This is a genomic window from Azospirillum sp. UENF 111221, assembly GCF_058780625.1.
Genome location: NZ_JBSNCH010000005.1, coordinates 1,404,253 through 1,429,767, shown reverse-complemented (window position 1 = coordinate 1,429,767; position 25,515 = coordinate 1,404,253). Strand labels below are relative to the sequence as shown.

General features: G+C 69.0%; 24 protein-coding genes and 2 pseudogenes. 16 read left to right on the top strand and 10 right to left on the bottom strand.

The window, feature by feature from the left end; all coding sequences use genetic code 11:
- The first annotated feature begins 40 nt into the window (after window positions 1–40).
- Both ACWPN3_RS21295 and ACWPN3_RS21290 read left to right on the top strand, forming a co-directional pair.
- Complete coding sequence (locus tag ACWPN3_RS21295; RefSeq protein ID WP_492241073.1) at window positions 41–1,057, top strand: fumarylacetoacetate hydrolase family protein; 1,017 nt, start codon at window positions 41–43, stop codon at window positions 1,055–1,057.
- 297 nt (window positions 1,058–1,354) lie between these two features.
- Window positions 1,355–3,439 (top strand): methyl-accepting chemotaxis protein, encoded by a 2,085-nt coding sequence (locus ACWPN3_RS21290; protein WP_492241072.1) that lies wholly within the window; start codon window positions 1,355–1,357, stop codon window positions 3,437–3,439.
- A 15-nt stretch (window positions 3,440–3,454) separates the two neighbouring features.
- On the opposite strand, the gene ACWPN3_RS21285 is transcribed toward ACWPN3_RS21290, so the two are convergent.
- The 4 genes from ACWPN3_RS21285 to paaX all read right to left on the bottom strand — a co-directional run bounded on the left by ACWPN3_RS21285 (window position 3,455) and on the right by paaX (window position 7,546).
- The gene (locus tag ACWPN3_RS21285; RefSeq protein ID WP_492241071.1) at window positions 3,455–4,507 is read right to left on the bottom strand and encodes a 2Fe-2S iron-sulfur cluster-binding protein; all 1,053 of its coding nucleotides are present in this window, start codon (window positions 4,505–4,507) and stop codon (window positions 3,455–3,457) included.
- Window positions 4,508–4,601: 94 nt separating this feature from the next.
- On the bottom strand, window positions 4,602–5,630 hold the full coding sequence (locus ACWPN3_RS21280; protein ID WP_492241070.1) for a hypothetical protein: 1,029 nt from the start codon (window positions 5,628–5,630) through the stop codon (window positions 4,602–4,604).
- A 252-nt stretch (window positions 5,631–5,882) separates the two neighbouring features.
- Window positions 5,883–6,368 (bottom strand): BLUF domain-containing protein, encoded by a 486-nt coding sequence (locus ACWPN3_RS21275; RefSeq protein WP_109445464.1) that lies wholly within the window; start codon window positions 6,366–6,368, stop codon window positions 5,883–5,885.
- Window positions 6,369–6,601: 233 nt separating this feature from the next.
- A complete protein-coding gene (gene paaX / locus ACWPN3_RS21270; protein ID WP_492241069.1) occupies window positions 6,602–7,546 on the bottom strand; it encodes a phenylacetic acid degradation operon negative regulatory protein PaaX in 945 nt (314 codons plus the stop codon).
- 442 nt (window positions 7,547–7,988) lie between these two features.
- On the opposite strand from paaX, the gene ACWPN3_RS21265 reads away from it, so the two are divergent.
- From ACWPN3_RS21265 to ACWPN3_RS21235, 7 genes and pseudogenes are all read left to right on the top strand, one after another.
- Entirely contained in the window at window positions 7,989–9,155 is a 1,167-nt protein-coding gene (locus ACWPN3_RS21265) for an ABC transporter substrate-binding protein (protein ID WP_492241068.1), read from the top strand.
- 247 nt (window positions 9,156–9,402) lie between these two features.
- The gene (locus tag ACWPN3_RS21260) at window positions 9,403–10,278 is read left to right on the top strand and encodes a branched-chain amino acid ABC transporter permease (RefSeq protein WP_492241067.1); all 876 of its coding nucleotides are present in this window, start codon (window positions 9,403–9,405) and stop codon (window positions 10,276–10,278) included.
- A 14-nt stretch (window positions 10,279–10,292) separates the two neighbouring features.
- A complete protein-coding gene (locus tag ACWPN3_RS21255) occupies window positions 10,293–11,240 on the top strand; it encodes a branched-chain amino acid ABC transporter permease (RefSeq protein ID WP_109445467.1) in 948 nt (315 codons plus the stop codon).
- A complete protein-coding gene (locus tag ACWPN3_RS21250) occupies window positions 11,237–12,061 on the top strand; it encodes an ABC transporter ATP-binding protein (RefSeq protein WP_109445468.1) in 825 nt (274 codons plus the stop codon). The genes ACWPN3_RS21255 and ACWPN3_RS21250 overlap by 4 nt, the downstream gene beginning before the upstream one ends.
- A gap of 12 nt (window positions 12,062–12,073) precedes the next feature.
- Window positions 12,074–12,779, top strand: a pseudogene (locus ACWPN3_RS21245) (ABC transporter ATP-binding protein).
- Between the two features lie 51 nt (window positions 12,780–12,830).
- Window positions 12,831–13,481 carry a maleylacetoacetate isomerase gene (gene maiA, locus ACWPN3_RS21240; RefSeq protein ID WP_109445470.1) on the top strand — a complete coding sequence of 217 codons (651 nt, stop codon included), beginning with the start codon at window positions 12,831–12,833 and terminating at the stop codon, window positions 13,479–13,481.
- Between the two features lie 160 nt (window positions 13,482–13,641).
- Window positions 13,642–16,206, top strand: a complete 2,565-nt coding sequence (locus tag ACWPN3_RS21235) for an ATP-binding protein (protein ID WP_492241066.1) — start codon at window positions 13,642–13,644, stop codon at window positions 16,204–16,206.
- 9 nt (window positions 16,207–16,215) lie between these two features.
- On the opposite strand, the gene ACWPN3_RS21230 is transcribed toward ACWPN3_RS21235, so the two are convergent.
- Window positions 16,216–17,163, bottom strand: a complete 948-nt coding sequence (locus ACWPN3_RS21230; protein WP_492241065.1) for a DMT family transporter — start codon at window positions 17,161–17,163, stop codon at window positions 16,216–16,218.
- A gap of 242 nt (window positions 17,164–17,405) precedes the next feature.
- Between ACWPN3_RS21230 and ACWPN3_RS21225 the strand changes: the two genes are divergently transcribed.
- The 3 genes from ACWPN3_RS21225 (at window position 17,406) to ACWPN3_RS21215 (ending at window position 19,170) form a co-directional block, all read left to right on the top strand.
- Window positions 17,406–17,990, top strand: coding sequence for a hypothetical protein (locus ACWPN3_RS21225; RefSeq protein WP_492241064.1), 585 nt, complete (start codon window positions 17,406–17,408; stop codon window positions 17,988–17,990).
- Window positions 17,991–18,031: 41 nt separating this feature from the next.
- Window positions 18,032–18,217, top strand: a complete 186-nt coding sequence (locus ACWPN3_RS21220) for a hypothetical protein (RefSeq protein WP_109445473.1) — start codon at window positions 18,032–18,034, stop codon at window positions 18,215–18,217.
- Window positions 18,218–18,390: 173 nt separating this feature from the next.
- Window positions 18,391–19,170, top strand: a complete 780-nt coding sequence (locus tag ACWPN3_RS21215) for a cold-shock protein (protein WP_452026619.1) — start codon at window positions 18,391–18,393, stop codon at window positions 19,168–19,170.
- Window positions 19,171–19,187: 17 nt separating this feature from the next.
- Here the strand turns inward: ACWPN3_RS21215 and ACWPN3_RS21210 are convergent, their stop codons facing one another.
- The 4 genes and pseudogenes from ACWPN3_RS21210 to ACWPN3_RS21195 all read right to left on the bottom strand — a co-directional run bounded on the left by ACWPN3_RS21210 (window position 19,188) and on the right by ACWPN3_RS21195 (window position 20,748).
- Complete coding sequence (locus tag ACWPN3_RS21210; protein WP_492241063.1) at window positions 19,188–19,454, bottom strand: DUF2934 domain-containing protein; 267 nt, start codon at window positions 19,452–19,454, stop codon at window positions 19,188–19,190.
- 60 nt (window positions 19,455–19,514) lie between these two features.
- On the bottom strand, window positions 19,515–19,643 hold the full coding sequence (locus ACWPN3_RS21205) for a hypothetical protein (protein WP_492241062.1): 129 nt from the start codon (window positions 19,641–19,643) through the stop codon (window positions 19,515–19,517).
- Window positions 19,644–19,851: 208 nt separating this feature from the next.
- A pseudogene (locus ACWPN3_RS21200) lies at window positions 19,852–19,932 on the bottom strand (CBS domain-containing protein); the annotation flags it as partial.
- A gap of 144 nt (window positions 19,933–20,076) precedes the next feature.
- Window positions 20,077–20,748, bottom strand: a complete 672-nt coding sequence (locus ACWPN3_RS21195; RefSeq protein ID WP_492241061.1) for an NnrU family protein — start codon at window positions 20,746–20,748, stop codon at window positions 20,077–20,079.
- 159 nt (window positions 20,749–20,907) lie between these two features.
- On the opposite strand from ACWPN3_RS21195, the gene ACWPN3_RS21190 reads away from it, so the two are divergent.
- The 3 genes from ACWPN3_RS21190 (at window position 20,908) to ACWPN3_RS21180 (ending at window position 23,068) form a co-directional block, all read left to right on the top strand.
- Window positions 20,908–21,546, top strand: a complete 639-nt coding sequence (locus ACWPN3_RS21190; protein ID WP_109445478.1) for a DedA family protein — start codon at window positions 20,908–20,910, stop codon at window positions 21,544–21,546.
- Window positions 21,547–21,695: 149 nt separating this feature from the next.
- Window positions 21,696–22,301 (top strand): DUF4398 domain-containing protein, encoded by a 606-nt coding sequence (locus ACWPN3_RS21185; protein WP_109445479.1) that lies wholly within the window; start codon window positions 21,696–21,698, stop codon window positions 22,299–22,301.
- On the top strand, window positions 22,298–23,068 hold the full coding sequence (locus ACWPN3_RS21180) for an OmpA family protein (protein ID WP_109445480.1): 771 nt from the start codon (window positions 22,298–22,300) through the stop codon (window positions 23,066–23,068). The genes ACWPN3_RS21185 and ACWPN3_RS21180 overlap by 4 nt, the downstream gene beginning before the upstream one ends.
- A gap of 75 nt (window positions 23,069–23,143) precedes the next feature.
- Here the strand turns inward: ACWPN3_RS21180 and ACWPN3_RS21175 are convergent, their stop codons facing one another.
- Window positions 23,144–24,709, bottom strand: coding sequence for a phospholipase D-like domain-containing protein (locus ACWPN3_RS21175; RefSeq protein WP_492241060.1), 1,566 nt, complete (start codon window positions 24,707–24,709; stop codon window positions 23,144–23,146).
- A 389-nt stretch (window positions 24,710–25,098) separates the two neighbouring features.
- Between ACWPN3_RS21175 and ACWPN3_RS21170 the strand changes: the two genes are divergently transcribed.
- Window positions 25,099–25,512 carry a hypothetical protein gene (locus ACWPN3_RS21170; protein ID WP_492241059.1) on the top strand — a complete coding sequence of 138 codons (414 nt, stop codon included), beginning with the start codon at window positions 25,099–25,101 and terminating at the stop codon, window positions 25,510–25,512.
- Window positions 25,513–25,515: the final 3 nt, after the last annotated feature.

Genomic DNA, 25,515 nt, shown 5'->3' with positions numbered 1-25,515 from the left:
AGGCCGCCGGACGCTGAATTCTGAGGAAGGGAAGAGACGAATGAAGCTGGCAAGTTTGAAGGCGGGCGGGCGCGACGGCACCCTGGTCGTGGTGTCGCGCGACCTGACCCGCGCCGTCCCGGTGCCGGACATCGCCCGCACATTGCAGGCGGCGCTGGACGACTGGACGGCGCTGGCGCCCAGGCTGGAGGAGGCCTATCGCGCGCTGAACGCCGATCCGGCGTCCGGCCAGCCTTTCGACCCGGCGCTGGCGGCCTCGCCGCTGCCGCGCGCCTATCAGTGGGCGGACGGGTCGGCCTACGTCAACCATGTGGAACTGGTCCGCAAGGCGCGGGGGGCCGAGATGCCGCCCAGCTTCTGGACCGACCCGCTGATGTATCAGGGCTGTTCCGACAGCTTCCTGGCGCCGACCGACCCGATCCCGGCGGCGACCGAAGCCTGGGGCATCGATTTCGAGGCGGAGATCGCCGTCATCACCGGGGACGTGCCGATGGGCGTTTCGGCCGAGGCGGCGCGCGGGCAGATCAGGCTGCTGATGCTGGTCAACGACGTGTCCTTGCGCAACCTGATCCCGGCGGAGCTGGGCAAGGGTTTCGGCTTCTTCCAGTCCAAGCCGGCCTCCAGCTTCTCCCCCGTCGCGGTGACGCCGGACGAGTTGGGCGAGGCCTGGGATGGCGGCAAGCTGCACCGCCCGCTGCTGACGACGCTGAACGGCGAGCCCTTCGGCAAGCCGGATGCCGGGGTCGACATGACCTTCGACTTCCCGACGCTGATCGCGCATGCCGCCAAGACCCGCCATCTGGCGGCCGGCAGCATCGTCGGGTCGGGCACGGTGTCGAACAAGCTGGATGGCGGTCCCGGCCAGCCGGTCGATGCCGGCGGCGTCGGCTATTCATGCTTGGCCGAGCTTCGGATGATCGAGACCATCGAGCATGGCGCGCCGAAGACCCCCTTCATGCGCTTCGGCGACCGGGTGCGGATCGAGCTGTTCGACGCCACCGGCGCCAGCGTGTTCGGCGCCATCGACCAGCAGGTGGTGCGGTACGAGGGGCCGTAAGGGGAGCCACCAGCGCCGATGGCCTCTTGCATTGCTGGTTGTGGACGATGCATCGGCGGGGTTTCCTTACCCTGCCGATGCTACTTTTCGCAGTTGCAGCAATTTCCATGGCTTGACCGGGCAGGCACAGCATACGGTCCGGAATCCATTTCAAGGTTGAGCCGCCAGGCGTCAAATCATGAGAATTGACGTGCCTTCCGACCGTTATCGATTATAAGGTGCCGCCCCTTACCCCTATTTGGCGCCGCCTTGCCGTTCATTCCGGAACATCTGGCGGACCGGAAAAAGGTGTGCGGCATGAAGGCTCGGTTCAGGACGAAGATCATCATTGGCGTTGCGGCGGTTCTGGCGGCGGGCGCCGCCGCGGTGACGGCGGTGTCGCTCACCCTGTCGCGCGACGCCGGGCACAAGGCCGCCCAGACCCTGGCGGCCGAGATGGCGGACCGCCATGGGGCGCGGGTCGCCGCCGACCTGTCCGCCGCACTCGACGCCGCCCGTGCCGCCGCGGCCCTCGTGGAGGTCGAACGGTCGACCGGAAGCCCGCGGCGCGAAACGGTGAACCGCTACCTGCGCCGCGTTGCCGAAGCCAACCCGCTCTATGCCGGGGTGTGGGTGGACATGGCCGACGACGGGTTCGACGGCCGGGATGCGGCCTTCGCCGACCATGACCGCTCGACCGAGATTCTCGGCCTGCCCAAGACCGGCCGGATGAGCCTGCTGTGGCTGCCGGGGGACAAGGGGGTTCATGCCGACGACAGCGAGGGCTATCCCTTCGCGGACGTGCAGGAGAAGGAATATTACAAGTCGGCCGCCGCCGCGCGGAAGCCGGTCCTGACCGAGCCCTATCTCGACGATTTCACCAAGCGGCTGATGACCAGCGCCGCCGCCCCGGTGATCGACGGGGCGGCAGGCGGGGGGCGGGTGATCGGCGTCACCGGGGTCGACATGGCGCTGAGCGGCCTGACCGACCTCGTCCGCTCGGTGAAGCCCTATGGCGACGGGTTCGCCGCGGTGCTGACCGGCTCCGGTCTCTATGTCGCCCATCCCGACGACGGCAGGCTGTCGAAGACCGCCGACGACCTGCCGGAGGCCGCCCGCCGCGCCGTCGCCGAAGGCCGCGCGTTCGACGGCCTCGTCACGCTTGCCGGGGCGCCGCATTACCTGCGGCTGGCGCCGGTGCGCTTCTCCGGCGCGGACGGCGCCTGGTCCTTCATGGTGGCGGCGCCGCAGTCCAGCGTGATGGCGGACGCGAACCGGCTCGCCGTCCTGATCGTGCTGGTCAGCCTGGGCTGCGTCGCGCTGGGATGCGTGGTGGCCTGGAAGGTCGGCGACGGCATCGCCCGGCCGGTCAGCGCCGTCACCGTCGCCATGGACCGGCTGGCGGCCGGCGATCTGGCGGTGACGGTGCCGGGTGCCGACCGCGACGACGAGGCCGGCGGCATGGCCCGCGCCGTCGAGGTGTTCAAGGAAGGGCTGGTCCGGGCAAAGGAACTCGACCGCCAGCAGCAGGCCGATTGGCATGCCAAGGAGGCCCGCGTCGCGGCGCTGGCCGATTTGCAGAGGAGCTTCGAGGTCCGCGTCGGCGGCCTGACCGGGGCGCTGGCCTCGTCCGCCCAGCAGCTCGAATCGACCGCCCGCGCCCTGACCGGCATCGCCGACCAGAGCCTCGGCCGGTCGGAGCAGGTGGCCGCCTCCGCCAGCGCCGCCGCCGACAGCGTGCAGACCGCCGCCGCGGCGACGGAGGAACTGTCCGCCTCGGTCCAGGACATCGGCCGGCAGGTGGCGGAGTCCGCCCGGATCGCCGATGCCGCGGTGTCCGACGTGAAGCGGGCCGACGAGGCGGTCACCGTTCTGGCGGAGAGCGCCGAACGGATCGGCGCCGTGGTGGAACTGATCAACTCCATCGCCGGCCAGACCAACCTGCTGGCGCTGAACGCCACCATCGAAGCGGCACGCGCCGGTGAAGCAGGCAAGGGCTTCGCCGTCGTGGCGTCGGAGGTCAAGGGCCTCGCCAACCAGACCGCCAAGGCGACCGAGGACATCGTCGGACAGATCAAGGGCATCCGCGATGCGACGCAGGAGGCGGTGACCGCCGTCCACGGCATCAACGAGACCATCGCCCAGGTCAGCCGCATCGCGTCGGGGATCGCCGCGGCGGTGGATCAGCAGGCGGCGGCGACCCAGGAGATCGCCCGCAGCGTGATCCGGGCGGCCGACGGGGCGCAGGAGGTCAGCGGCGGCATGGGCAACATCCGGGCAGGTGCCGGCGAAACCGGTGCGGCCGCCGACCAGCTGCTCGCCGCCGCCGCCGCACTCGCCGGCCAGTCGAAGGACCTGACCCGCGAGATCGACGGCTTCATCGCCGGTGTCCGCAAGGCCTGAGGCGCCTGTTCGCCGTTACCCCACCGCCATCAGCCGGTCGGCCGGCAGCGCTTCCGGGATGTGCTGCGAAACATAGCCTTCGCTGTGGATGCGGTCGTCCCTGGCGCCCAACGCGCGGGCGGCGGTGACGCAAGCCTCGACGAAGGCGGGGCTGCCGGCGGTGAAGATGGCGTGGCCGGACAGGTCGGGGAACAGGCCGGGCAGGATCGCGGGGATGCGGCCCGTCAGATGGCCGGCGGCCTCCTCGCGCGTCAGGGTCACCTTGACCTTGAAGTTGCGGTATTTGGCCTGCCAGTAGCTCAGCAGACCCAGCTCATACATGTCGGCCCGCGTGCAGGCGGAGAACAGCAGCGTCACCGGCGGGCGGTAGCCGCGGCGCAGCGCCGCATCGGTCAGCGCCAGGATGGGGGCGAGGCCGGAGCCGGCGGCCATGCACAGCACCGGGCTGTCGACCGACGGGTCGCCGATGAAGGTGCCGTAGGGGCCGGACAGCTTGACCATGCTGCCGACCGAAAGCCGGTCGTGGATCCAGCCGCTGGTCGGGCCGCCGTCGACGCGGGTCACCTGCAGCACGATCTCGCCGTCCGGACGGGGCGCGTTGGCGATGGAATAGCAGCGCGGCGGCGCCCCGGCGGCGGCATCGCCCAGCATCACATACTGGCCCGGCCAGTAGCGCAGCGGCTGGCCCAGCGGGCGCAGGCGCAGCTCCACGATGCGGGGCGTGCGCGGGATGCGGTCGGTGACGATGAACAGCACGTTCTCGCGCGGCGGGAACAGCTTGGGCTGGGCGTCGGCGGTGCCGTATTCGATCACCAGCTCGCCGGAGATCGGCTTGGCCATGCACATCAGGCCATAGCCGTCCTTCCGCTCGGGCTGGGACAGCGCCATGTCGAGGACCATGCCCTGGTCGAACTGGCCGCTGAGGACCTTGACCTTGCATTCGCCGCAGGCGCCGGCGCGGCAGTTGTTGGGCAGGGCGTAGCCGGCCTGTTCCAGCGCCGACAGGACGGTCTCGCCGTCACGGCACTCGACCGTGCGGCCCGAGGGGTGGAGGCGGATGCGGCTCACCGGCGGGATCCTTGGGCGGTATTGGAGACGTGAGGGCGCGATGCCCCTCCCTCCCCGTCGATGAGGTGGGAGGGGAGCGTTCAGGCAGGCTTGCTCAGAACACCGGGATGATCTCGTCCATGTCGACGTCCCGGACTTCCTCGCCGGTGATGCCGACCTCGGGGATGGCCGGGAACGGGATGCCGTAGCGGTCCAGCACGCCCTTCAGGTTCAGCATGGCGTTGCGCCAGTTCTCCTTCTTCGCCTCGTAATCCGGGATGTGGAAACCGGCGTTGCGGGCGATGGCCTCGGCCTCGCGCTGGGTGGCGATGAAGTCGTCGGGCAGGTCCCAGAACTGGGGCGGCGGCTCGAACAGGACAGCGGACAGGAACAGGTAGCCGGCGCGGATCTGCTTGGTGATGATCGAGCGGTCCTCCATCGCCAGATGGGGATAGTCGCGCTCCATCACCGACATGCAGATCGCCATGTGGCGGCCCTCGTCGCGGCCGATGTTGCGGAAGGCCTCCTTGAACACCGGCTCGCTGCAACCGGCTGCCATCTGGTGGAAGATGGTCGCCGCCGCGATCTCGCCCATCAGGAAAGAGCTGAACAGCACGGCCAGGGAATATTTCGGAACCGCTTTCTTGTAGCCGTCCCAATAGCGCCCGCCATTGTAGTAGAGCCAGTGGGCGTTCTTCTGCAACCGGCGGCCGAGATCCGTCCTCGGCTCGTAGGTCAGCGGGCTGGTGGCCTCCAGCAGTTTGGTGATGGCGAGCCCGCACATCTGCTCGTGGTTCTGCTCGTCGCGGGTGACCGAGAAGAAGCAACGGCGGACCGGGTCCTCCTCATGCACCTCGTAGGTCTTGATCAGGGCATGGGCGAAGACCGGCGGGGCGGAGGCGTCGAACACCGACAGGATGGTCCACCAATAGGCGATGGCCTCCCGCTCCTCCCAGCTGTAGCGCGACACGTCGAAGCTGTCCCAGGGCAGCTTGGCCGGGTCCCAGTTCTCGCGCTGGGCGGCGGCATAGACCTCTTCCAATTTCTTGGTCTGCGACACCCAGGACAGCGGGTAGACGTTCGGCTGCGGCGTGGCGGGGGGCAAATCCATCGTGTTGGCGATGGGGGTGTAGTCCTTGGACATGGGGGCGTTTCCTCCGGGGCATTTCGGCGGGCGCTCACATTTCCATCGGCGCCCTATGGTCTTTATATGACACAGAAATTGATCGATATCAACGGCATGTGTATCATTTCAGATCGGGAGGATTGCCCATGTAATCCATTGATTTGAAAACATAAGCACAGGAAGGCGGCGAATTGATCCAGATCAATTCGTTCGATCAGCCAACAGAAATCTCAGGGCGGGTATCAGGATGCCCGGCGGGCAGGGCCGCGCTCAGGACCGGACGAGGACGGGAATGTTGCCGCGCACCATGTCACGGGCGGCGGGGTCGACATCGGCGACGATACAGGCGTGCATGTAGGCGCGGCTCAGCACATCGCGCGCGAAGCCGACCCCGTGCGACCGTTGCCGGAATTCCCCGCTCCGCATCGGAGTGCCGAAGATCGCCTGCCAGAAGGTCGGCGTGTCGAGCGGGCCGAAATTCATCGCCCAGAAGCCGAATTCGGGCGGCCCGCCCGAGGCCTCCCGCAGCAGAGGCGTCACGTCGCGATGGCGCGGATCGTCGACGATGCGGGCAAACAGCCGGTCCACCACCTCCGCTTCGCCTTCCAGAACCTGGAGGAAGATGCCCTCGAGCTCGACCAGGAAGCCGGTGATGCCTTGTGCAGAGTTCTTGCGGGCGCTGAACAGACAGATGTCGGCAAGCGCACTGTAGGGAAGCCGGTCGATGGCCTCGCTGCGGTAGACGATGGTCAGCATCGACAGCTTTCCGGCCTTCGGTCGATTGGGAATGATCGTCGACTGTATCGCCTTTTTCTGGCTCTGGCGTGTGGTGTTTTGGTGTGACTGCTCCCAGGACGCGGAAAACGCCCGATCCGGGAATGCTTATATTAGAGTTTGTCTGATGCTTATTGAAGCACCAGACAAACTCTAAACTTTTGGTTTTCCGTGTGATTCACGTTTCAAGCGATTCCGCTTGAAGCGATCGCACTCTAGCCGGCGGCAATGGTCTCCAGACCGCCGAACCGGCCCTGGAAGGCGGGCTGGGCTTCCGGCAACGGGCCGTTGGCGGTGGTTGCCGCCTGCATCAGGAAGGCTTCCGACGGGCCGGCGAGGCGGCGGTAGAGGTTGCGCGTCAGCATCCGCGATTCCTGACCCGGCCAGTCCGCCGGCAACAGGTCGGGCGGCAGCATCGGGTCGCGCAGCAGGATGCGGCGGAAATCGTGGATCATCAGCGTGCGCAGGACAAAGCAGGCGGCCGGGTCCGGCGTCTCGGCGGCATCGACGGCTGCCCAGACCGGACGGAAGTGATCCAGAAACGCGGCATAATCGTGTTCGAGTTGATCGATGTCCCAGCAGCCGCGCACCAGATCGCGCAACGCCCCGAACCCCTCCGCCCGGTCCAGGCTGGCCTTCATGTGGACGATCCTGTCGGCCACGCCCAGCTCCGCCAGCGAACGGTGCATCGCCGCCTCGTCGCAGTTGGGGTGGGCATAGACGGTGGCCGACGCCGCGCCGAAGCCCTGCCAGGTCAACTCCCGCCGCAGGGCGTCGCGCGTCTCGGCATCCAGCGCGTTGGGCGGCACCATCAGCAGATCCCAGCCGCGGTCCCATTCGCGGGCCAGCGGGGCGTAGATCCGCCGTTCGGCCGCTGCGAAGCGTTCCTTCCCGCTGTCGGTGACGCGGTAGAAGCTGCGCCGGCCGATCTGGGTGTTGGTCAGCCAGTCGTCCTTGCACAGCCGGAAGACCGAGGTGCGGACGATCCGCTCGCTCATGCCGAACAGGCCCGTCAACTCTATCAGGCTGCCCAGCCACAGCGATCCGCCATGCGGTAGCACCGCATCGCCATAGACGGTGATGATCAGCGACTTCGCCCGCGGCGCGATGGTCTCGGTCAGCTGGGCGGCAAGGTCTTCGGGGCGGCGCGGGCGGGCCATGCGGAGGGGGTGTCCTTATCGATGCGGCTTTGAGTCGTGTGTCGAAACGGGGGGTGCGACGGAGTTGTATACGAAACCTGGGACCGGTTGGGCCAGTGCCACGACAGCGCGGACCGGGAGGCGGAAAGCAGGTCCGCCGCCGATAGGAGGCAACCCGGACTTTCCGTTTGACAATCATTAATGTGATACACTAGCTTTGTGTCTGAAAGTAAATTTGTGTCATAAAACGAAATGACGATTTCCCGGTGCCAAGCCGGAGGGATCGCAAAGGAAAGGGGAGGCAGGCGGCAACATCCGCAATTCGATTGTGGTTACGCCGGCTGAATTTTTTCTTTCGCAACCATTTCGTTTGAAACATTATGTGGAGCAAATCGTTCCGCAGCGCCGGGATCGGGCCGCCGCCCGGTCCGGCGACAAGCGGGACAGCATCAGGGAGGACATCATGCGCAATCGCCTGCTTGCCACCATCGCCTTCACTGCCATGACCGCCATGACAGCGGTGTCCGGTCTGATGCCGGGGGCCGCCCAGGCCGCGGATCCGATCAAGGTCGGCGCCATCGTCTCGGCCACCGGTCCGGCCTCCTTCCTGGGCGATCCGGAGAAGAAGGTGCTGGAGCTGTATGCCGACCGCATCAACCAGGCGGGCGGCGTCGGCGGCCGGCCGGTGCAGCTGACCGTCTATGACGATGGCGGTGCGGCGGACAAGGCGGCCTCCTTCACCAAGCGCCTGATCGAGAGCGACGGCGTCGACGTGATCGTCGGCGGCACCACGACCGCGGCGACCATGGCGGCGGTGCCGCTGGTGGAACGCGCCGGCGTGCCCTTCATCTCGCTGGCCGGCGCCGTGGTGATCGTCGAGCCGGTGAAGAAGTGGGTGTTCAAGACCCCCCACACCGACCGCATGGCCGCGGAAAAGGTTATGGAGGACATGAAGAAGCGCGGGCTGACCAAGCTGGCGCTGCTGTCGGAGGACAGCGGCTTCGGCAAGTCGGGCCGCGAGCAGACCGTCGCTGTCGCCAAGGAGCGCGGGATCGAGCTGGTCGCCGACGAGACCTACGGCGCCAAGGACACCGATGTCACCGCCCAGCTGACCAAGGTCAAGAACAACGCCGCAGCGCAGGCGGTGCTGGTGTTCGGCCTGGGCCAGGGGCCGGCGGTTGTGACCAAGAACTACCGCCAGCTCGGCATCACGCTGCCGCTCTACCAGTCGCACGGCGTCGCGTCGAAGGAATACATCCGCCTGGCCGGCGGTGCCGCCGAGGGTGTGCGCCTGCCGGCCGCCGGTCTGGTCGTCGCGGCACAGCTGGCGGACAGCGACCCGCAGAAGAAGGTCGTGACCGAATTCACCAAGGTTTACGAGGACAGCTTCAGCACCGAGGTGTCGACCTTCGCCGGCCACGCCTATGACGGGCTGATGATCGCGCTGGATGCCGTGAAGCGCGCCGGCGGCACCGACAAGGCCAAGCTGCGCGACGCCATCGAGCAAACCAAGGGCTATGTCGGCACCGGCGGCACCGTGACCATGAGCGCCAAGGACCACATGGGCCTGACGCTGGACGCCTTCCACATGGTGGAGGTCAAGCAGGGTGACTGGGCGCTGGTGAAGTGACGAGCGCAGCCCTGCCCCCCTCTCCCCCGCTCACGCGCAAACTTCGTTTGCGCTGACGCGACAGGCGGACCTCCGGTCCGCCGAAAGCGGGGAGAGGGCTAGGGTGAGGGGGATGCTCGGCGAGGATTTTCAAGTAAAAGCCACTCCGCTTCCCAAAAATCCACCCTCCGCACCCCACTCACCCCGGCCCTCTCCCCGGGGGGAGAGGGGGAGATGTGCGCGGGAGAGGAACATCAGGAACCCAACGATGTTCGCGGAACTGCTGCAATATCTGTTGTCGGGGCTGACCATCGGCGCGATCTATGCGCTGGCGGGGCTCGGCTTCTCGATCATCTACAACGCCAGCCACGTCATCAACTTCGCCCAGGGCGAGTTCATCATGATCGGCGGCATGGCGTCGGCCACCCTGACGGCGTCGGGCGTGCCGCTCCCGCTGGCGATCATGATCGGCTGCGGCGGCGCCATGCTGGTCGGCGTCCTGGTGGCGAAGTTCGCGGTCGAACGCGCCCGCAACGCCTCCACCGTCACGCTGATCATCATCACCATCGGCGCCTCGATCTTCCTGCGTGGCGTCGCCGAGCTGGTCTGGGGCAAGGATTTCAAGCGGCTGGACGCCTTCTCGGGCGAGACGCCGATCCAGATCCTGGGCGCCTCGATGCAGCCGCAGTCGCTGTGGGTGGTGGGCACCGCGGGCGTGCTGATCGTCGCCATCGGCCTGTTCTTCGCCAGGACGCTGACCGGCAAGGCGATCCTCGCCACCTCGCACAACCGGCTGGCCGCCCAGCTGGTCGGCATCGACGTGAAGCGGGTGGTGCTGGCCTCCTTCGCGCTGTCGGCGGCGCTGGGTGCGGTCGGTGGTGCTGTGGTCGCCCCCATCACCTTCTCCTACACCGAGATGGGCATCATGCTGGGGCTGAAGGGCTTCACCGCAGCGGTTCTGGGCGGGCTCGGCCACGGGCCGGGTGCGGTTGCCGGCGGGTTGATCGTCGGCATCGCCGAGGCGCTGGGCGCCGGCTACATCTCCTCGGCCTACAAGGATGCGGTGGCCTTCGTCATCATCCTGGCCGTCCTCCTCTTCATGCCGAACGGGCTGTTCGGCAAGCGCGGCACCGAACGGGTGTAAGGACCGTACAACCGATGAACGCACTCCTTCACGGGCGGCTGACCGGGCTTCTGGCGCTGGCTGCCGCGATCGCAATCCTGCCGGCCTTCCTGCCCAACAACTTCTATCTCGACATCGCCATCCTGGCCGGCTTCAACGCCGTGGTCTGCGTCGGGCTGAACCTGCTGATCGGCTATGCCGGGCAGATCAGCCTTGGCCATGCCGGCTTCTTCGGCATCGGCGCCTACGCGTCCGGCGTGCTGGTCGGCACGTACGGCTGGCCGCCGATCGTGGCGCTGCTGGCCGGTGCCGCCTTCGTCGGGCTGCTGGCCTTCCTGGTCGCCAAGCCGATCCTGCGGCTGAAGGGTCATTACCTCGCCATGGCGACGCTCGGCATCGGCATCATCGTGTCCATCGTCCTGCGCACCGAAAGCGGCCTGACCGGCGGTCCCGACGGCATGATGGTGGAGCCGTTCAAGATCTTCGGCGTCGAGCTGTATGGCGAGAAGGTCTGGTACTGGGTGGTCGGCGTGCTGCTGGTCGGCGTGGTCTGGCTGTCGCTGAACCTGATCGACAGCCCGATGGGCCGGGCGCTCCGCGCCGTCCACGGGTCCGAGGTGGCGGCCGAGGTGGTCGGCGTCGACACCGCGCGCTTCAAGGTGCTCGTCTTCGTGCTGTCGGCGGTGTTCGCCAGCGTGGCGGGCAGCCTGTTCGCCCATTATGCCGGCCTGATCACCCCGGCCAAGGCCGACTTCTTCAAGTCGATCGAGCTGGTGACCATGGTGGTGTTCGGCGGCATGGCCTCGACCTTCGGCGCCGTCGTCGGTGCGGTGGTGCTGACACTGCTGCCGCAGGCGCTGACGATCTTCCAGGATTACCAGCAGATCGTGCTGGGCGGCATCCTGATGGCGACGATGGTGTTCATGCCCAAGGGGCTGCTTCCCACCCTGGCGGCGCTGCTCCCGGCGCGGAGGCGGGCATGAAGATGCTGGCGACCACGGACCTTTCTCCCGACACCACGACCCAGGCCCGCCGCGTCGGCCCGCCGATCCTGAAGGTGGAGCATCTCAGCCGCGAGTTCGGCGGCGTGCTCGCCATCGGCGACCTCAGCTTCTCCATCGCCGCCGGCGACATCCATTCGATCATCGGGCCGAACGGGGCGGGCAAGACCACTTTGTTCAATCTGGTGACCGGTGTCTACAAGCCGTCGGGCGGCCGGGTGCTGTTCGACGGGGCCGACGTGTCGGGCATGGCGCCCTACAGGCTGGCGGCCCGCGGCATGTCGCGCACCTTCCAGAACCTGCAGATCTTCTTCAACATGACGGCGCTGGAGAATGTCATGGTGGGGCGGCACCTGCACCTGAACACCCGGCTCCTGCCGGCGCTGTTCCGTTTCCCGTCGCTGGTGCGCAAGGACCGCGAGGCGAAGGACCGGGCGGCGCAGCTGATGGCCGATGTCGGGCTGGAGAAGTATGTCGACGCCGATGCCGCCTCCATGCCCTACGGCGCGCTGAAGCGTCTGGAGATCGCCCGCGCGCTGGCGTCGGAGCCGAAGCTGCTTCTGCTGGACGAGCCGGCGGCCGGCCTGAACGCCACCGAAAGCCGCGAGATCGACGAGGTCATCAAGACGGTCGCGGCCAGCGGCGTGACCATCGTCCTGGTGGAGCATGACATGAAGATGGTGATGGGTATCTCCCACCGGATCACCGCGCTGAACCAGGGCCGCATGCTGGCCGAAGGCACGCCGCAGGAGGTGGGGGCCAACCCGGACGTCATCGCCGCCTATCTCGGCGCCGCACCGTAAGGAGGGCCACCCATGCTTCTGGAGATCGAGGGCCTCAACAGCCATTACGGCCGCATCCATGCGCTGAAATCGGCCAGCCTGACGGTGCGGGAGGGCGAACTGGTGGCGCTGGTCGGCGCCAACGGGGCCGGCAGAGACGACGCTGCTGCGCACCCTGTCGGGCGTCCATCCCGCCAGCAGCGGCCGCATCACCTTCGACGGCTGCGACATCACCCGGATGAAGGCGTCGCGCCGCGTCGCCGAAGGGGTGGTGCAGGTGCCGGAGGGCCGGCAGCTGTTCGGCCCGCAGAGCGTGGAGGACAATCTCCGCCTCGGCGCCTACCGCCGGGGCAGCGGCAAGCCGGACGACGATATCGACCGGCTCTACGAGATGTTCCCGGTGCTGAAGATCAAGCGCGACCAGCCCGCCGGCACCCTGTCGGGCGGCCAGCAGCAGATCGTCGCCCTTGGCCGCGCCCTGATGGCGAAGCCGCGCCTGCTGCTGCTCGACGAACCCAGCATGGGGCTGGCGCCGCTGCTGGTCGCGGAGATCTTCGATGCCGTGCAGCGGCTGAAGCGCGAGGGCACCACCATCCTGCTGGTCGAGCAGAACGCCCATGCGGCCCTCGCCATCGCCGACCGCGGCTATGTGATCGAGACCGGCGAGATCGTGCTGAGCGACAGCGGTGCCGCCCTGCTGAGCAACGAGCGGGTGCGGCAGGCCTATCTGGGGCTGTGATAGGGTCCCGTATCCGATCACCGCCGTGACACTTCAACGGACACCCCCCCCTTGAAACTCCACACCTATTTCCGCTCCTCCGCCGCCTACCGCGTGCGCATCGCCCTGAACCTGAAGGGGCTGACGCCGGACCAGGCCTTCGTCCATCTGCGCAAGGGCGAGCAGGCCAAGCCGCCCTATTCCGACCTCAACCCGGAACATCTGGTGCCGGCGCTGGAGGTCGACGGGCCGGACGGCCATCATGTGCTGACCCAGTCGCTCGCCATCATCGAATATCTGGACGAGACGCATCCCGCCCCGGCGCTGCTGCCGGCCGACCCGCTGGGCCGGGCGCGGGTGCGGGCGCTCGCCCTGGCGGTGGCCTGCGACCTTCATCCGCTGAACAATCTTCGGGTGCTGAACCACCTGAAGACCATGGGCCACAGCCAGGAGGAGGTCGACGGCTGGTACCGGCACTGGATCGCCATCGGCCTGACGGCGCTGGAGGCGCAGCTGGCCGGCGATCCGCGCACCGGCCGCTTCTGCCACGGCGACGAGCCCGGTCTGGCCGACATCCTGCTGGTGCCGCAGATGGCGAACGCCCGCCGCCTGGACTGCCCGCTGGACGGCTACCCCACGCTGCTGCGCATCGACGCGGCCTGCCGCGCCCTGCCGGCCTTCGCCGCCGCCCTTCCGGACCGCCAGCCCGACGCGGAGGCCTGAGACGCCGCACCCTGCCGGCATCGCAAGCCCGACCTTTGTCCCCGCCAGATCACACGTCTTCCGTTGGTGTTAGCGGTTTCGTGACATCCTTCCGTGGTATAGAGGTAACGGGAAATCGGGTGGGGACGGCGGCCGGGCGATGTTGGGCAACTTCTCTTCGATGGCGTACGACCTTGCCGAGAACATCGCGGCGAGCGCCTTCGTCGTTCTTGCCTACACGTTTCTGATCCGCCGGTCCGGCGGCTGGAGCATCTACACCCGCCAGATCGTCTTCGGCGCGGTGATGGCGCTGACCGCCATCTTCTCGATGGTCCACCCCATCCATATCGGACCGGGCATCTTCATCGACGCGCGGGCTCCGCTGGTCGGGCTGAGCGCGCTGTTCGGCGGTCCGCTCTCCTCCGCCATCACCGCGGTGACGGTCGCGGGGTACCGCATCTATCTGGGCGGGGTGGGGATGGAGGCCGGCGTCGCCAATGCGCTGCTGTCCTTCCTGACCGGCATCGGCTTCGCGATGTGGTCGAAGCGGCGCGGGATGGCGATGGGCGTCGGCTCGCTGCTGGGCTTCGGGCTGCTGCTGACGCTGGTGTCGACATCGACCCTGCTGCTGCTGCCCAGCTGGGAGCTTGCCTTGCAGGTGGGGCAGCGCACGGCGCCGGCGCTGCTGGCCATCATCCCGCTCGGCACCCTGTTCCTGGGCGGCCTGCTGCTGCGCGAGCAGCGCCACCACGACGCCGAACGGCGGCTGGGCGAGAGCGAGGCGCGGTACCGCCTGCTGGCCGACAACGCCACCGACATGATCCTGGAGATGAAGGCCGACGGGGCGGTGCGCTACCTGTCGCCGTCGGTGCGCGACATTCTGGGCCACGACCCGGCGGAGATCGTCGGCTCCGCTCCGGCCAACCTGCTGCACCCGGACGATCTGGAGAGCGCGGCGCTGGCCTTTGCCGGGTTGCAGCCGGGGTCGCCCCCCGTCACCTTCACCCACCGGCTGCGCCACCGCGACGGCCACTACCTGTGGGTCGAGTCCAGCATGCGCCCGACGGTGGGGTCCGACGGCCGCTTCGTGGTGGTCGGCGTGGTCCGTGACGTGACCGAGCGCAAGCGCTACGAGGAGGAGCTATCCGCCGCCCGCGCCGAGGCGGAGGCGGCCAACCGCGTGAAGTCGGAATTCCTGGCGTCGATGAGCCATGAGATCCGCACGCCGCTGAACGGCGTCATCGGCTTTGCCGACCTGCTGCTGGGCACCGAGCTGACGGCGGAACAGCGCCAGTATGTGTCGCTCCAGCGCGAGGCCGGGCGCGGGCTGCTGGCGATCATCGGCGACATCCTGGATTATTCGAAGATCGAGGCCGGCAAGCTGGAGTTGGACGAGCGCGCCTTCGACCTGCACCGGCTGCTGCGCGACTGCCGCGACCTGATGAGCAACGCCGCCTCGCAGAAGGGGCTGCTGCTGCAGCTGTCGCTGGGCGGCACCGTTCCGCGCTATGTCCGCGGCGACGAGGCGCGCATCCGCCAGATCCTGCTGAACCTCGTCGGCAATGCGGTGAAATTCACCGAACGCGGCTCGGTGCTGGTGTCGGCCGGGCTGCTGTCGGGGCAGGGGACCGGCGAGGGAGAGGCCGTTCCGGCGGCGCATGTGCGGCTCTCGGTCAGCGACACCGGCCCCGGCATCCCGGCTGCCGATCAGGGCAACCTGTTCCAGCGCTTCAGCCAGGGCGACCGTTCCACCACCCGGCGCTATGGCGGCACCGGGCTCGGCCTCATCATCTCCAAGCAGCTGTCGGAGCTGATGGGCGGGCATATCGGCGTGCAGAGCAGTCCGGGGGTGGGCAGCACCTTCTGGTTCGAGCTGCCGCTGCCGGTCGCCACCGCGCCAGGGCTGCCCGCCGTCGAGCGCAAGGACGCAGCACCGACCCGCAGCGCCCGCATCCTGCTGGCCGAAGACGTGCCGATGAACCAGATCGTCACCTCCTCCATCCTCTGCAAGGCCGGCCATACGGTCGAGGTGGCGGAGGACGGCATCCTGGCGGTGGAGGCGATGCGCCGGGGCACGTTCGACCTTGTCCTGATGGACATGCAGATGCCGCGGATGGACGGCTTGCAGGCGACTGCGGCGATCCGTCAGCTTGGCGGGCGGCGCGGCGCCGTGCCCATCATTGCGCTGACCGCCAACGCGCTGACCGATCAGCTCCAGCTTTGCCTGGATGTCGGCATGAACGATCATGTGACCAAGCCGATCGAGCGCGACACGCTGCTGTCCGCGGTCGACCGCTGGCTCGACGCCGAGGCGGATGGGGCCCTGCCGGAGGAGGATGCCGTGGAAGAGGCGACGGTGCTGGCCGGGGTGGCGACGGTGTCGGACAGCGCGCCGGTGCTGAACCGCGCCACGCTGGACACGCTGGCCGAAACGCTGGGCGCGGATGTGCTGCCCCGCTTCATCGCCGGCACCTTGGCCGAACTGGCCCTGCGCGCCGACCGCATCAGCGAGGCGGACTCGTCGAAGGCCGCCGCGGCCGATGCCCATGCCATGGTGTCGCTGGCCGGCAATGTCGGCCTCCTGGAATTGTCGCGCACCGCCCGCAAGCTTCAGCATGCCTGCGAGCAGCAATGGCCGGATGAGCCGGTGCTGAAGCTTGAATTGCGCGATGCCGTCAACCGCGCCTCCTCCGCACTCCAGGCGGCGCTGCCCACCCTGGGCGTGGCGGTGGAGACGGCCCGCTGAGCCGCCCATCTATCTGTTGACGATCAGGGCGACACCGGCCACCGCAACCGCGGCGCCGGCCCAGGCGCCCAGCGACGGGCGCTGGCCGGTCAGCAGCCACATCATCGGCAGGATCAGGACCGGGCTGAGCGCCGACAGGGTGGCGACCACCCCGGCATTGCCGTGGGCAAGCCCGACCAGCAGCAGCGTCATCCCCAGCCCGACGCCGAGCAGTCCGTTGCCGGCGATCTGCAGCATCAGCTTGGGCGTCAACCCGCGGGGGACCAGCAGCCCGCCGAGCCCACCGGCGCCTGCCACCGCCGCACTGCCGCGAGCCCCCTCGCGAACCCCAGCGCGAACCGTCGACAGGACGCCGATGGCCGTGAACATCAGGGCCGCCGTGGTGACCCGCACCGCGGCCGACGCAATCGGATCGGCGCCCGCCGCCATCACCGGCTTGGCGATGATCGAGCCGGCGGCCTGACCGACCGCCGCCAGCAGGCAGACCGACACTCCGGCCAGCAAATTGCCCTGGATCGCCTCCCAGCTGTGGGTGGAGCCGGAGCGCAGGGCCACTGCCAGCATTACCCCCAGCGTGACCAGCGCCACGCCCAGAACGGTCCACGGCCCCAGCGCCTCCCCCAGCAGGGCATAGGCGAGCAGGGCGGTCAGCGGCGCGTTGGCGGCATAGATCACCACATTGCGGCGCGGCCCCAGCCGGCTGAGCGACCAGAACAGCGCCATGTCCCCCACCACGATCCCCAGCAACCCCGACAATGCCAGCGTCAGCGCGGCCCCGGTGTCCAGCGTCTGCCAGCCGCCCAGCAGGGTGGTGGCGACCAACAGGGCCGCGGCGACGATGGTCAGGCGCACGCGGTTGAAGGCGATGGAGCCGAGCACCCGCACCGGGCCGATGGCGATCAGGCCGCCCGCGGCCCAGCACAGCGCCGCGCCCAGCGCGGCCATGTTGGCGATCATGATGGAAATGCGGACCGTTGGTTGAGGAGGGGGACAGGCACTCTACAGCCGACGCCCACTGCCTGCGAAATGAGCAAGATGCATGGCCGGGCAGATCTTCGACCGGTCCGCCGGAACCGTGCCCCGCCCACGACCGTTGATTCCATCGGAACACGCCCCTGAGCGGGATCGCCATGGGCATGGATGGACATGGCCAATTCGAGAGGCCAACCCGAGGCGCCAACCCGAGGAGCACGCGACCGATGCGGACAAATTTCACAAGGTTCGGCCCCGTCGCCCTCGTCATGGCGGCCGGGCTCCTCGCCGCCCAGGGAGCTGCGGCCCAGACGGGTGCCGCGGCCCAGGCGAGTTGCGGCGCGATGGTGGATCAGTTCGCCGCCGATCTCGGCCTGTCGACCGAACCGCCGCCGGTCGCCGTCCCCGGCAACGGTGCGCCCGGCCTGTCGGGCTCCACACCGCGCGACGAACCGGGGTCCGGCAGCGGCAGCGACCGGCTTGCCCAATCCGGCGGCATGGTGGCGCCCCCCGCCGTCGGCGACCGGTCGGTGGTCGAGCCGCCGGCCATCGGCAGCAACATGCCGACCGCTCCGTCCATCAGCCCGCAACCCGGCCCGCAGGCCAAATCGCGGACGGCACCGGACAGCGGTCCCGGCGGCTCCGGCAGTGGCGACGGGCCGATGGGGCAGGCGGCGCGGAACGCCCAGGTGGAATCGCTGGTCACCGCCGCCCGCAGCGCCGCCCGCGACGGCGACGAGACCCGCTGCATGACCAGCCTGAACGATGCCCGGCGCCTGTCGCGGACCGCCCCCGGCGGTCATGGCGGCTGACGACGTCGATTGCCTTAATCAATGACTTTGAGGAACCGCGCATGATCTTTGAGCTTGGACCCTATCCGCCCGCGCCGCCGCGCGAACCGTCGGTGCCGGATGACTCGATGCCGGTGCCGGGCGATCCGGCGCGTCCGCCGCTGGGCGAGCCGCCGGGCCCGATCCCGGTTCCGCCTCGCGAGCCGCCGCCGGCGCCGGACCGCCTGATGGACCGCCTGATGGGCTGAGACCGGTCCACCGGGGCCCACGGGTGTGATTTAACGGCCTGTCCGGCTTATTCGGAGCGGTCCCGACTTGCCAAGAGCGCGCGGACGGGCGATGTGTCAGGGGTTGGCGTCCACCGGTCCATGAGATGGACCGGCAAGGGCGCCGCTTCTGTTTGCCGGAGTTCGGGTTTCCCATGCACAATCAGCCGCCCCGCAGCCACGTCTATCGCCAGCCCAACGTCGTCGCCACCCAGGTGACGGCCACCGTGAAATGGTTCAACCCCGAACGTGGCTACGGCTTCGTCAAGGTCGGCGACAGCGGCAAGGACGCCCTGCTGCCGGCCTCGCTCGTCGTGCCCGCCGGCCACACCACCTTGCCGGACGGCGCCACCGTGGTCGTCGACCTCGTCGAGGACCGCAAGGGCCAGCAGGTCAGCGTCCTGCATTCCGTCGACCTCTCCACCGCCACGCCGGCCCGTCCGCAAGGGCGCGAGCGCAGCTTCGGGGACCGCGGGGATCGGGGCTTCGGTGACCGGGGTGGGGATCGGGGCGGAGATCGCGGCTTCGGTGCGCGCCGCGATGCCGGCGGTCCGCGCGACCGGGGCTTCGGCGACCGTGGTGGTGATCGTGGCGGCTTCCAGAGCCGTAACCAGGATCGCGGTTTCCAGGATCGGGGCTCCGACCGTGGCTTCCAGGACCGGGGCCAGGACCGTGGCTTCCAGGATCGTGGTGGCCCCCGCCGGCCGCAGCAGGCCAGCGGTCCGACCAGCGAAATGGGCGCCACGGTGAAGTGGTTCAACGGCGGTAAGGGTTATGGCTTCGCGCAGCCCGACGACGGCGGGCGCGACGTCTTCATTCCGGCCCGTGCGCTGGAGAGCGCCGGCCTGCGCGGTCTGGATGACGGGCAGCGCGTGCGCATGACCGTCCGCCAGGGCGAAAAGGGGATGGAAGCGGTCAGCCTCAAGATCGAGTGACCGCCTCCATCCGGTGATCAACTGTCCGACGGAACCGAGGACTGGCCCAGATGCGCCGCCGCTTCCCGCTGGTTGCGGGCGGCGGCGTCATCGGGAACGGCCAGCCCGGCGTCCGGGCTGTTGACGCGGGGGCCGCCGGCATTGCGGCGGTCCTCCTCCCCGATCTCGCGGGCGGCCTGCGCCCAATGGTCGAGATGGCGGTCGTCGGGCCGCCCTTCCTCTTCCCAAAGCCGATAGGCCCGTTCACGGACCCGTGGGTCGTCCGCACCCGATGTGTCTTCCATGATGGTTGGTTCCTGTTGTCGAGGGGAGCCGGTCGAACCGGCCCGGATCAGTTGTTCCGATCAGCTGCGGTCCGGCTCGGAGGGGGAGGAAATCCGCTCCAGCGTGTCCTGGACCGCGCGGTCGTTCTTGGCGTCGGTGGCAAGGTCGCCCAGCGAGACGATGCCGGTCAGGCGGTCGTTGCGGTCCACCACCGGCACCCGCCGGATTCTGCTGGCCGGCCATCAGCTCGGTCACGCTGCCGACCGGATCGTCCTCGTAGCAATAGCGCGGATTGGCGGTCATCACCTCCGACACCCTGGTGCGGTCCGGCGGCTTTCCGGCGGAGATCGCCCGGATGGTGATGTCGCGGTCGGTCACCACGCCGATCAGATCCCGTCCGTCGCAGACGGGCAGGATGCCGACATTCAATTGGTCCATCAATTGCGCGGCCCGGCGGATGCTGTCGTCGGGCCGTACCGTCTGCACGTCGCGGGTCATGATCTCGCGGATTTTCATGCGGAGGCTTCCTGAAGCAATGGCGGGGGGAGCGATGGCAAGGGGTACCGGGGCGGAGGTCGGGCTGGGCGAGGGAGGCGGTACTCCTGTCCCGTCCTCAACAGATGCACCGGTCAGCCGTCCCGCTCAACCTACCCAGTAGAGTGGATCCACCCCGAAGAGCAGGGGATGCAGCATCAGCATCCCACCATAAGCGGCAAGTCCGCCGATCAGTCTTGCCGGTCCCATCTCCGCCAGTCCGCGCAGCGCCCCGCGCCATCCCTGCGGCCCCGTCAGCGGCAGCAGCGAGGTTTCGCTCCGGCAGGCGCGTCCGGCGGGGCTGCGGCGCAGCACGATCTCGTTCTTCACCAGCGCGAACAGGGCGATGGCCGCCATGGTGCCGAACAGCAGCACGCGGCGTCCATCGCCGGTGGCGTTCAGGTGCGCGCATGCCCACAGCAGCAGCGCCAGGCTGCCCGGCGCGCGGGTCAGGCGGTAGATACCGCGGGGCGGGTTGGGCGCGCCCTGGCTGCCGAAGCGGGTGGTGACGCGGGCGACCAGCAGCAGGAAGACGATGGGCATCGCCACCGCCACCAGCGGGGCGGCCCAGTCGAAGGGCGTGAACAGCACCTCCCCGCCGTCGGCGGCGCGGTAGGCCCACACGAACAGGGTCAGCGTCAGCAGCGAGCCGACGGAATGGATCGTCACGAAGCCGCCGCGGCCGAGCCGGGCGATCAGGGCGGGCCGCACTCCCGGCCAGGACGGCAGGGCATGGCTGAGGAACAGCAGGGCGGCGGCGAGGGCAAGGGATGCGGTCATGATGGAGACACTGAACCGTGCACGAACGGCCTCTGCCTTGATTGGGGTCAAGATTGGGGTCGAGATTGTGGTCAAGGGGGATGGAAAAACGGGGAACGCCGGCAAGGTCCGCACGGTTCACTGGAGACGGCCTTCTTCTCCCCGACCTCTGTGGACCCAATGACCGAGTGGATCATCCAGATCGTGCAGCAGTTCGGCTATCTCGGCATCTTCCTGATGCTGGTCCTGGCCCGCGTGCTGCCGCCGGTGCCGGCGGAGACGGTGATCCCGCTGGCCGGCATGGGGGCCGCGACGGGGGAGTTCAACCTGCTGCTGGTGGCGCTGGCCGCCGGGGCGGGGTCGGCGGTGGGGGAACTGGTGTGGTACCTGCCGGCCCATTGGATGGGGCGAGAGCGGTTTGAAGCCTTCCTCCGCCGCCATGGTCATTGGCTGACCGTGAAGCCCGAGCAGGTCCACCGCGCCACCGAATGGTTCGCCCGTCGCGGCGGCGTCGCCGTTCTGCTGTGCCAGCCGCTGCCGGGGCTGCGCACGCTGATCTCGGTTCCCGCCGGGGCCTGCGGGCTGCCGATGGCGGTGTTCCTGCTCTATGCCGCCGCCGGGGCGGTGCTGTGGTCGCTGGTGCTGGCCGGCACCGGCTATCTGGTGCGTGTCGGCTTTCCCTGGATCGCCGACTGGATGGTGCCGGGCGCGCTGGTGCTGTTCATCGTCCTGCTGGCCGCCTATGTGCTGCGGCTGGTCCGCCACCGGCGCGACAACCGCCGGGCCGACCGTGACGGGATTTCGCGCAGCGGCGGCTGAACCGGTGCGGAACCTTCACCCGTGCTGGCGCGTTTGAGGCGCGAGACATCCCGAAAGGCCATGGCCGAAAGGACATGACTTTGAGGGGACGCGACCTTGGCCCGCCCCCGGTTTCCGGCGTGAAGCCCGATCCGAAAGGAACCGACCAGATGACCCGCAAATCCGCAATGACGAACCGGTGGCGAGCCGCCGCCGTGTTGTCGGCGGCGCTCGGCATGGCCGCCTGCGCCTCCGACGTGCCGCCGCCCACCGCCCAGCTCGGCGCCGCGTCCCAGGCGGTGCAGGAGGCCGAGCGCGCCAACGCCCTGCAATATGCCCCGGTGGCGTTGCAGAGCGCCCGCGACAAGCTGGCCTCTGCCGACAAGGCCATGCGCGCCGACGAGCGCACCCGCGCCCGCCGCCTCGCCGAGGAGGCCCGCGTCGATGCCGAGCTGGCGACGGTGACCTCGCAGCGCGCGGTGACTCAGCAGGCGGCCACCGCAGTGGCCAAGTCCGCGATCCCCAACAGCCCGCGGTCGGCCGCCGCGCCGAACGTGGCGCCGGTCTACAGCGGCTCGACGCTGGGCGGCACGCCGTCCGGCGGGGCCGGCTATGGCGGTTCCGGGATGAGCGGCTCCAGCTATCCGGCTCCGTCCGCGGTTCCGCCGGCACCTGCCGGTTCGCTCGGCACGGTTGGCGGCTCGGTGGGCGGTTCAGGCGTCGGAACCGGCGGCGGCAACAGCTGGGGTTACAGCTATCCGGAGGTGCGTCAATGACCGCGTTCGCTTCCCGCAGCATTCTTGTCCTCGCGGGTCTCGGCCTCGGGCTGGCCGGTTGCGCCACCCAGCCGACCGACAGCGCCGCCCTGACCCAGGCGCGGCAGGATTACAGCCTTGCCGCCGCCAACCCGCAGGTCGCGGGCAACGCCCCATTGCAGCTGCGCGACGCCGAGACGGCCCTGCGCCGTGCCGAGGCGATGCGCGACCAGGGCGCCGACGCCGCCGAGGTCGATCACCAGGCCTACATCGTCAGCCGCCGGGTGCAGATCGCCCAGGAGACGGCCGGGGTGAAGGGCGCCCAGACCGTGGTCGCCAACGCCGACACCTACCGCCTCCAGGCTCGCAACACCGAGTTGGAGCAGCAGCTGCGCGACCTCCAGGCGCAGCGGACCGAACGTGGTCTGGTCATGACGCTGGGCGACATCCTGTTCGCCACCGGCCGGGCGGAGCTGACCCCCGGCGCCTATGAGCGCATCGACCGGCTCGCCCAGTTCCTGCAATCCCAGCCCGGCCGCACCATCCGGATCGAGGGCCACACCGACAGCACCGGCAGCGACACCACCAACCTGCGCCTGTCGGAAGCCCGCGCCAACTCCGTCCGCGACGCCCTGACCATGCGCGGCGTCTCTCCGGCGCGCATCGTCACCCAGGGCATGGGCGAGGCGCAGCCGGTGGCTGCCAACAACACCGATGCCGGCCGCCAGCAGAACCGCCGCGTCGAGATCGTCATCTCCGACGACGGCCGCGTCGCGGAGACGCGATAAGTCCCGACATGGAAATCCCCTCTCACACGGTGGGAGAGGGGATTTCGGAAATTGGGCCCGCCCCTTGCGTGACGGTCAGTCGCGCGCGGGGCGGGCTTTTTCGCGTCCGTTGCGGATCACACCCCAGACCCCGGCGGCCAGCCCGACCGTCAACAGAGCGGCGGCGGCGGCGCGCAGGGCGGAGCGCGGCGGCGGCAGGCGCTTCCACGGCGCCCAGGCCTCGTTCGGGTCGTCGGGATCGGCGATGCGCAGGACGGCGAAGGCCTGTTCGGTCAGGCTGGGATCGCTGGCGGGCAGTTCGGCCAGCCGGCGGCCGGACTGCGGGCAGAGTCGGTCGATGGCGGCGACGACGCTGCCGGTCACCTGGAGCTCCGCCTCCAGCCGGGTCCGGTCGATGCCCATATGCTCGGCCAGCAGGCGGTTGCGCACGCCGATGATCGCGGCTTCCGCGCAGGTCCGCTCCGGCCCGTCCTCCCGCGGCGCCTCGATGGTCAGGTCGCACTCGCTGTCATAGCCCATCGACCGGTTGTTCAGGTTGGACGAGCCGATGCGCAGCAGTCGGCCGTCCACCGCCACCACCTTGGAATGGACGATCACCGGCCCGCCGCCCTTCGTCACCGGGGTCAGGGCACGCAGCCGGCCGTAGCGGTCGGCTTCGCGCAGGCAGCGCAAGGCCACCGAGCGCGGTGTGTCCATCGCCATGCGGTCGAACCAGCTCGGGCTTTCCATCGACACCACCAGCACCACCTCCGGCCCGTCGGGCTCGGCCAGCCGGCGGGCCAGCGCCTCGGCGACGCGGGCGGAGGCGAAATACTGGTTCTCCAGATAGATGGTGCGTTCTGCCGCAGCGATGGCGGCGAAGGTCAGCGCCTCGCTCTCGCGAATCGCCGGCCGCCCGTCGATTTCCGGCACGGTGCGGGAGATGCCGATCCGCGCGTCCGTCAGGATCGGGCTGGCGCAGTCGGGCAGGGGACAGTCCGGCCAGGGATCCTGATCGGCCCGGTCGGTGTCGGGCGGCGGGCAGGGCTCCAGCACCTCGCCGGTGGCGCAACGCCAGCGCTCCCGCGCCAGTTCGGACAGGGCACGGGCGGCATCGCCGTCGACCATCATCATCACGTCGTGGCGCGGGCCATAGGGCTCGCCGTTCGGGCAGCGGCGGCGCGGGTCGTCATCAAGATGCTCCGACGTGTCCCAGCGGTCGAAGGAGAAATCTATCCCGCCGCAGAAGGCCAGGGCATCGTCGATCACCAGCAGCTTCTGGTGCTGGGCGGCGCCGACCGGCAGCTCCCCGTCGAGCCGGGCGTTCAGCCGGCGGCCGGTGCTGCGGTCCAGCCGCTCCAGCGGCTCGTGCGGATGGTCGAGCGCGATGGGAAAGGGCATGTCCCATTTCAGCGCCCGGACATGCAGCCCGGGCCGCAACCGCATCAGCCGGGCGAGAAAGCGGCCCAGCGTCTCTTGGCTTTCGGGATCCAGGCGCATGCGCGGGTCGATGTCCCAGCCGACCAGCAGGATCGACCGCTTCGCCTGCTCCATGGCAGCGCGGGCGGCAACGAAGTAATCGGCGCCGTCGACCAGCACCGCCACCCGCCCGGCCCGCTCGGTCCGCCAGCAGGTCCGGCCGGGATGGAGCACCGGGGACATATCGGGATCATAGGGTCCGAAGTGATGGGCGGCATCCTGGGAGGCGTCTGGCACGGCTGGAACCCTCGTTGAGAACGCGTCGGGAGGCTTTGCGCGGACCATCCGCCTCGCGGCTTGAACCCTATGACGCGTCTGTTGTTCCCGCCTCGCAGGCTGTGCTTCGGTGGCTGGCCGAAGGAACCCGCCGGACGCGTTTTTGCCGCTCTTTTGCCGGCGTTTTTCAAAAAAAGAACAGGGACCGACCGAGATCATGCCCCGATTGCCCTGTTCTAAACCCATGAAAGACAACGACGCCCTGACCGGACGCCGATTGCGGCTCCAAACACGGCGTCCGTCCCGTTCCAAAGACGCCCAAATGCGAGGCGTTGCCACCATGAAGGAGTTCGAGGATGCGTAACCTGATGATCGGTGCTGTTTCGGCAGTTCTCCTGATGGCCGCCCCGGCCATGGCCCAGACCGCTCAGCAAGCCAACCCCGGCGCCGTCAAGGGCAGCGGCGCATACACCACCGCTCCGAGCAGCACCACCAACGTCGGGCCGGACGGCATCGTCCACACCCCGCCGGGCGCCACCACCTCGCCGTCGGCCGGCTCCACGACGGGCGGTGCGGGCATGTCGGGTTCGACCGGCACCACGGGCACCATGTCGGGCTCCTCGACCTCGCCGGTGCCGGGTGTGACCACCGCCCCGTCGGGCATGGGCAACAACACCGGCAGCAACGTTCCGCGCGACAACCAGACCGCCACCGGTACCCACTGCCCGCCGGGCACCCCGAACTGCGGCCCGGACAACGGTAGCAAGTAACAC

Bases quoted from the DNA above. Each gene is read 5' to 3' on its own strand.
- ACWPN3_RS21215 (WP_452026619.1), top strand. From the start codon at position 18,391: ATGCACAATCAGCCGCCCCGCAGCCACGTCTATCGCCAGCCCAACGTC.
- ACWPN3_RS21265 (WP_492241068.1), top strand. From the start codon at position 7,989: ATGCGCAATCGCCTGCTTGCCACCATCGCCTTCACTGCCATGACCGCC.
- ACWPN3_RS21235 (WP_492241066.1), top strand. From the start codon at position 13,642: ATGGCGTACGACCTTGCCGAGAACATCGCGGCGAGCGCCTTCGTCGTT.
- ACWPN3_RS21230 (WP_492241065.1), bottom strand. From the start codon at position 17,163: ATGATCGCCAACATGGCCGCGCTGGGCGCGGCGCTGTGCTGGGCCGCG.
- ACWPN3_RS21275 (WP_109445464.1), bottom strand. From the start codon at position 6,368: ATGCTGACCATCGTCTACCGCAGCGAGGCCATCGACCGGCTTCCCTAC.
- ACWPN3_RS21295 (WP_492241073.1), top strand. From the start codon at position 41: ATGAAGCTGGCAAGTTTGAAGGCGGGCGGGCGCGACGGCACCCTGGTC.
- paaX (WP_492241069.1), bottom strand. From the start codon at position 7,546: ATGGCCCGCCCGCGCCGCCCCGAAGACCTTGCCGCCCAGCTGACCGAG.
- ACWPN3_RS21170 (WP_492241059.1), top strand. From the start codon at position 25,099: ATGCGTAACCTGATGATCGGTGCTGTTTCGGCAGTTCTCCTGATGGCC.
- ACWPN3_RS21195 (WP_492241061.1), bottom strand. From the start codon at position 20,748: ATGACCGCATCCCTTGCCCTCGCCGCCGCCCTGCTGTTCCTCAGCCAT.
- ACWPN3_RS21210 (WP_492241063.1), bottom strand. From the start codon at position 19,454: ATGGAAGACACATCGGGTGCGGACGACCCACGGGTCCGTGAACGGGCC.
- ACWPN3_RS21180 (WP_109445480.1), top strand. From the start codon at position 22,298: ATGACCGCGTTCGCTTCCCGCAGCATTCTTGTCCTCGCGGGTCTCGGC.
- ACWPN3_RS21290 (WP_492241072.1), top strand. From the start codon at position 1,355: ATGAAGGCTCGGTTCAGGACGAAGATCATCATTGGCGTTGCGGCGGTT.
- ACWPN3_RS21175 (WP_492241060.1), bottom strand. From the start codon at position 24,709: ATGTCCCCGGTGCTCCATCCCGGCCGGACCTGCTGGCGGACCGAGCGG.
- ACWPN3_RS21255 (WP_109445467.1), top strand. From the start codon at position 10,293: ATGAACGCACTCCTTCACGGGCGGCTGACCGGGCTTCTGGCGCTGGCT.
- ACWPN3_RS21185 (WP_109445479.1), top strand. From the start codon at position 21,696: ATGACCCGCAAATCCGCAATGACGAACCGGTGGCGAGCCGCCGCCGTG.
- ACWPN3_RS21225 (WP_492241064.1), top strand. From the start codon at position 17,406: ATGCGGACAAATTTCACAAGGTTCGGCCCCGTCGCCCTCGTCATGGCG.
- ACWPN3_RS21220 (WP_109445473.1), top strand. From the start codon at position 18,032: ATGATCTTTGAGCTTGGACCCTATCCGCCCGCGCCGCCGCGCGAACCG.
- ACWPN3_RS21250 (WP_109445468.1), top strand. From the start codon at position 11,237: ATGAAGATGCTGGCGACCACGGACCTTTCTCCCGACACCACGACCCAG.
- ACWPN3_RS21280 (WP_492241070.1), bottom strand. From the start codon at position 5,630: ATGTCCAAGGACTACACCCCCATCGCCAACACGATGGATTTGCCCCCC.
- ACWPN3_RS21260 (WP_492241067.1), top strand. From the start codon at position 9,403: ATGTTCGCGGAACTGCTGCAATATCTGTTGTCGGGGCTGACCATCGGC.
- ACWPN3_RS21190 (WP_109445478.1), top strand. From the start codon at position 20,908: ATGACCGAGTGGATCATCCAGATCGTGCAGCAGTTCGGCTATCTCGGC.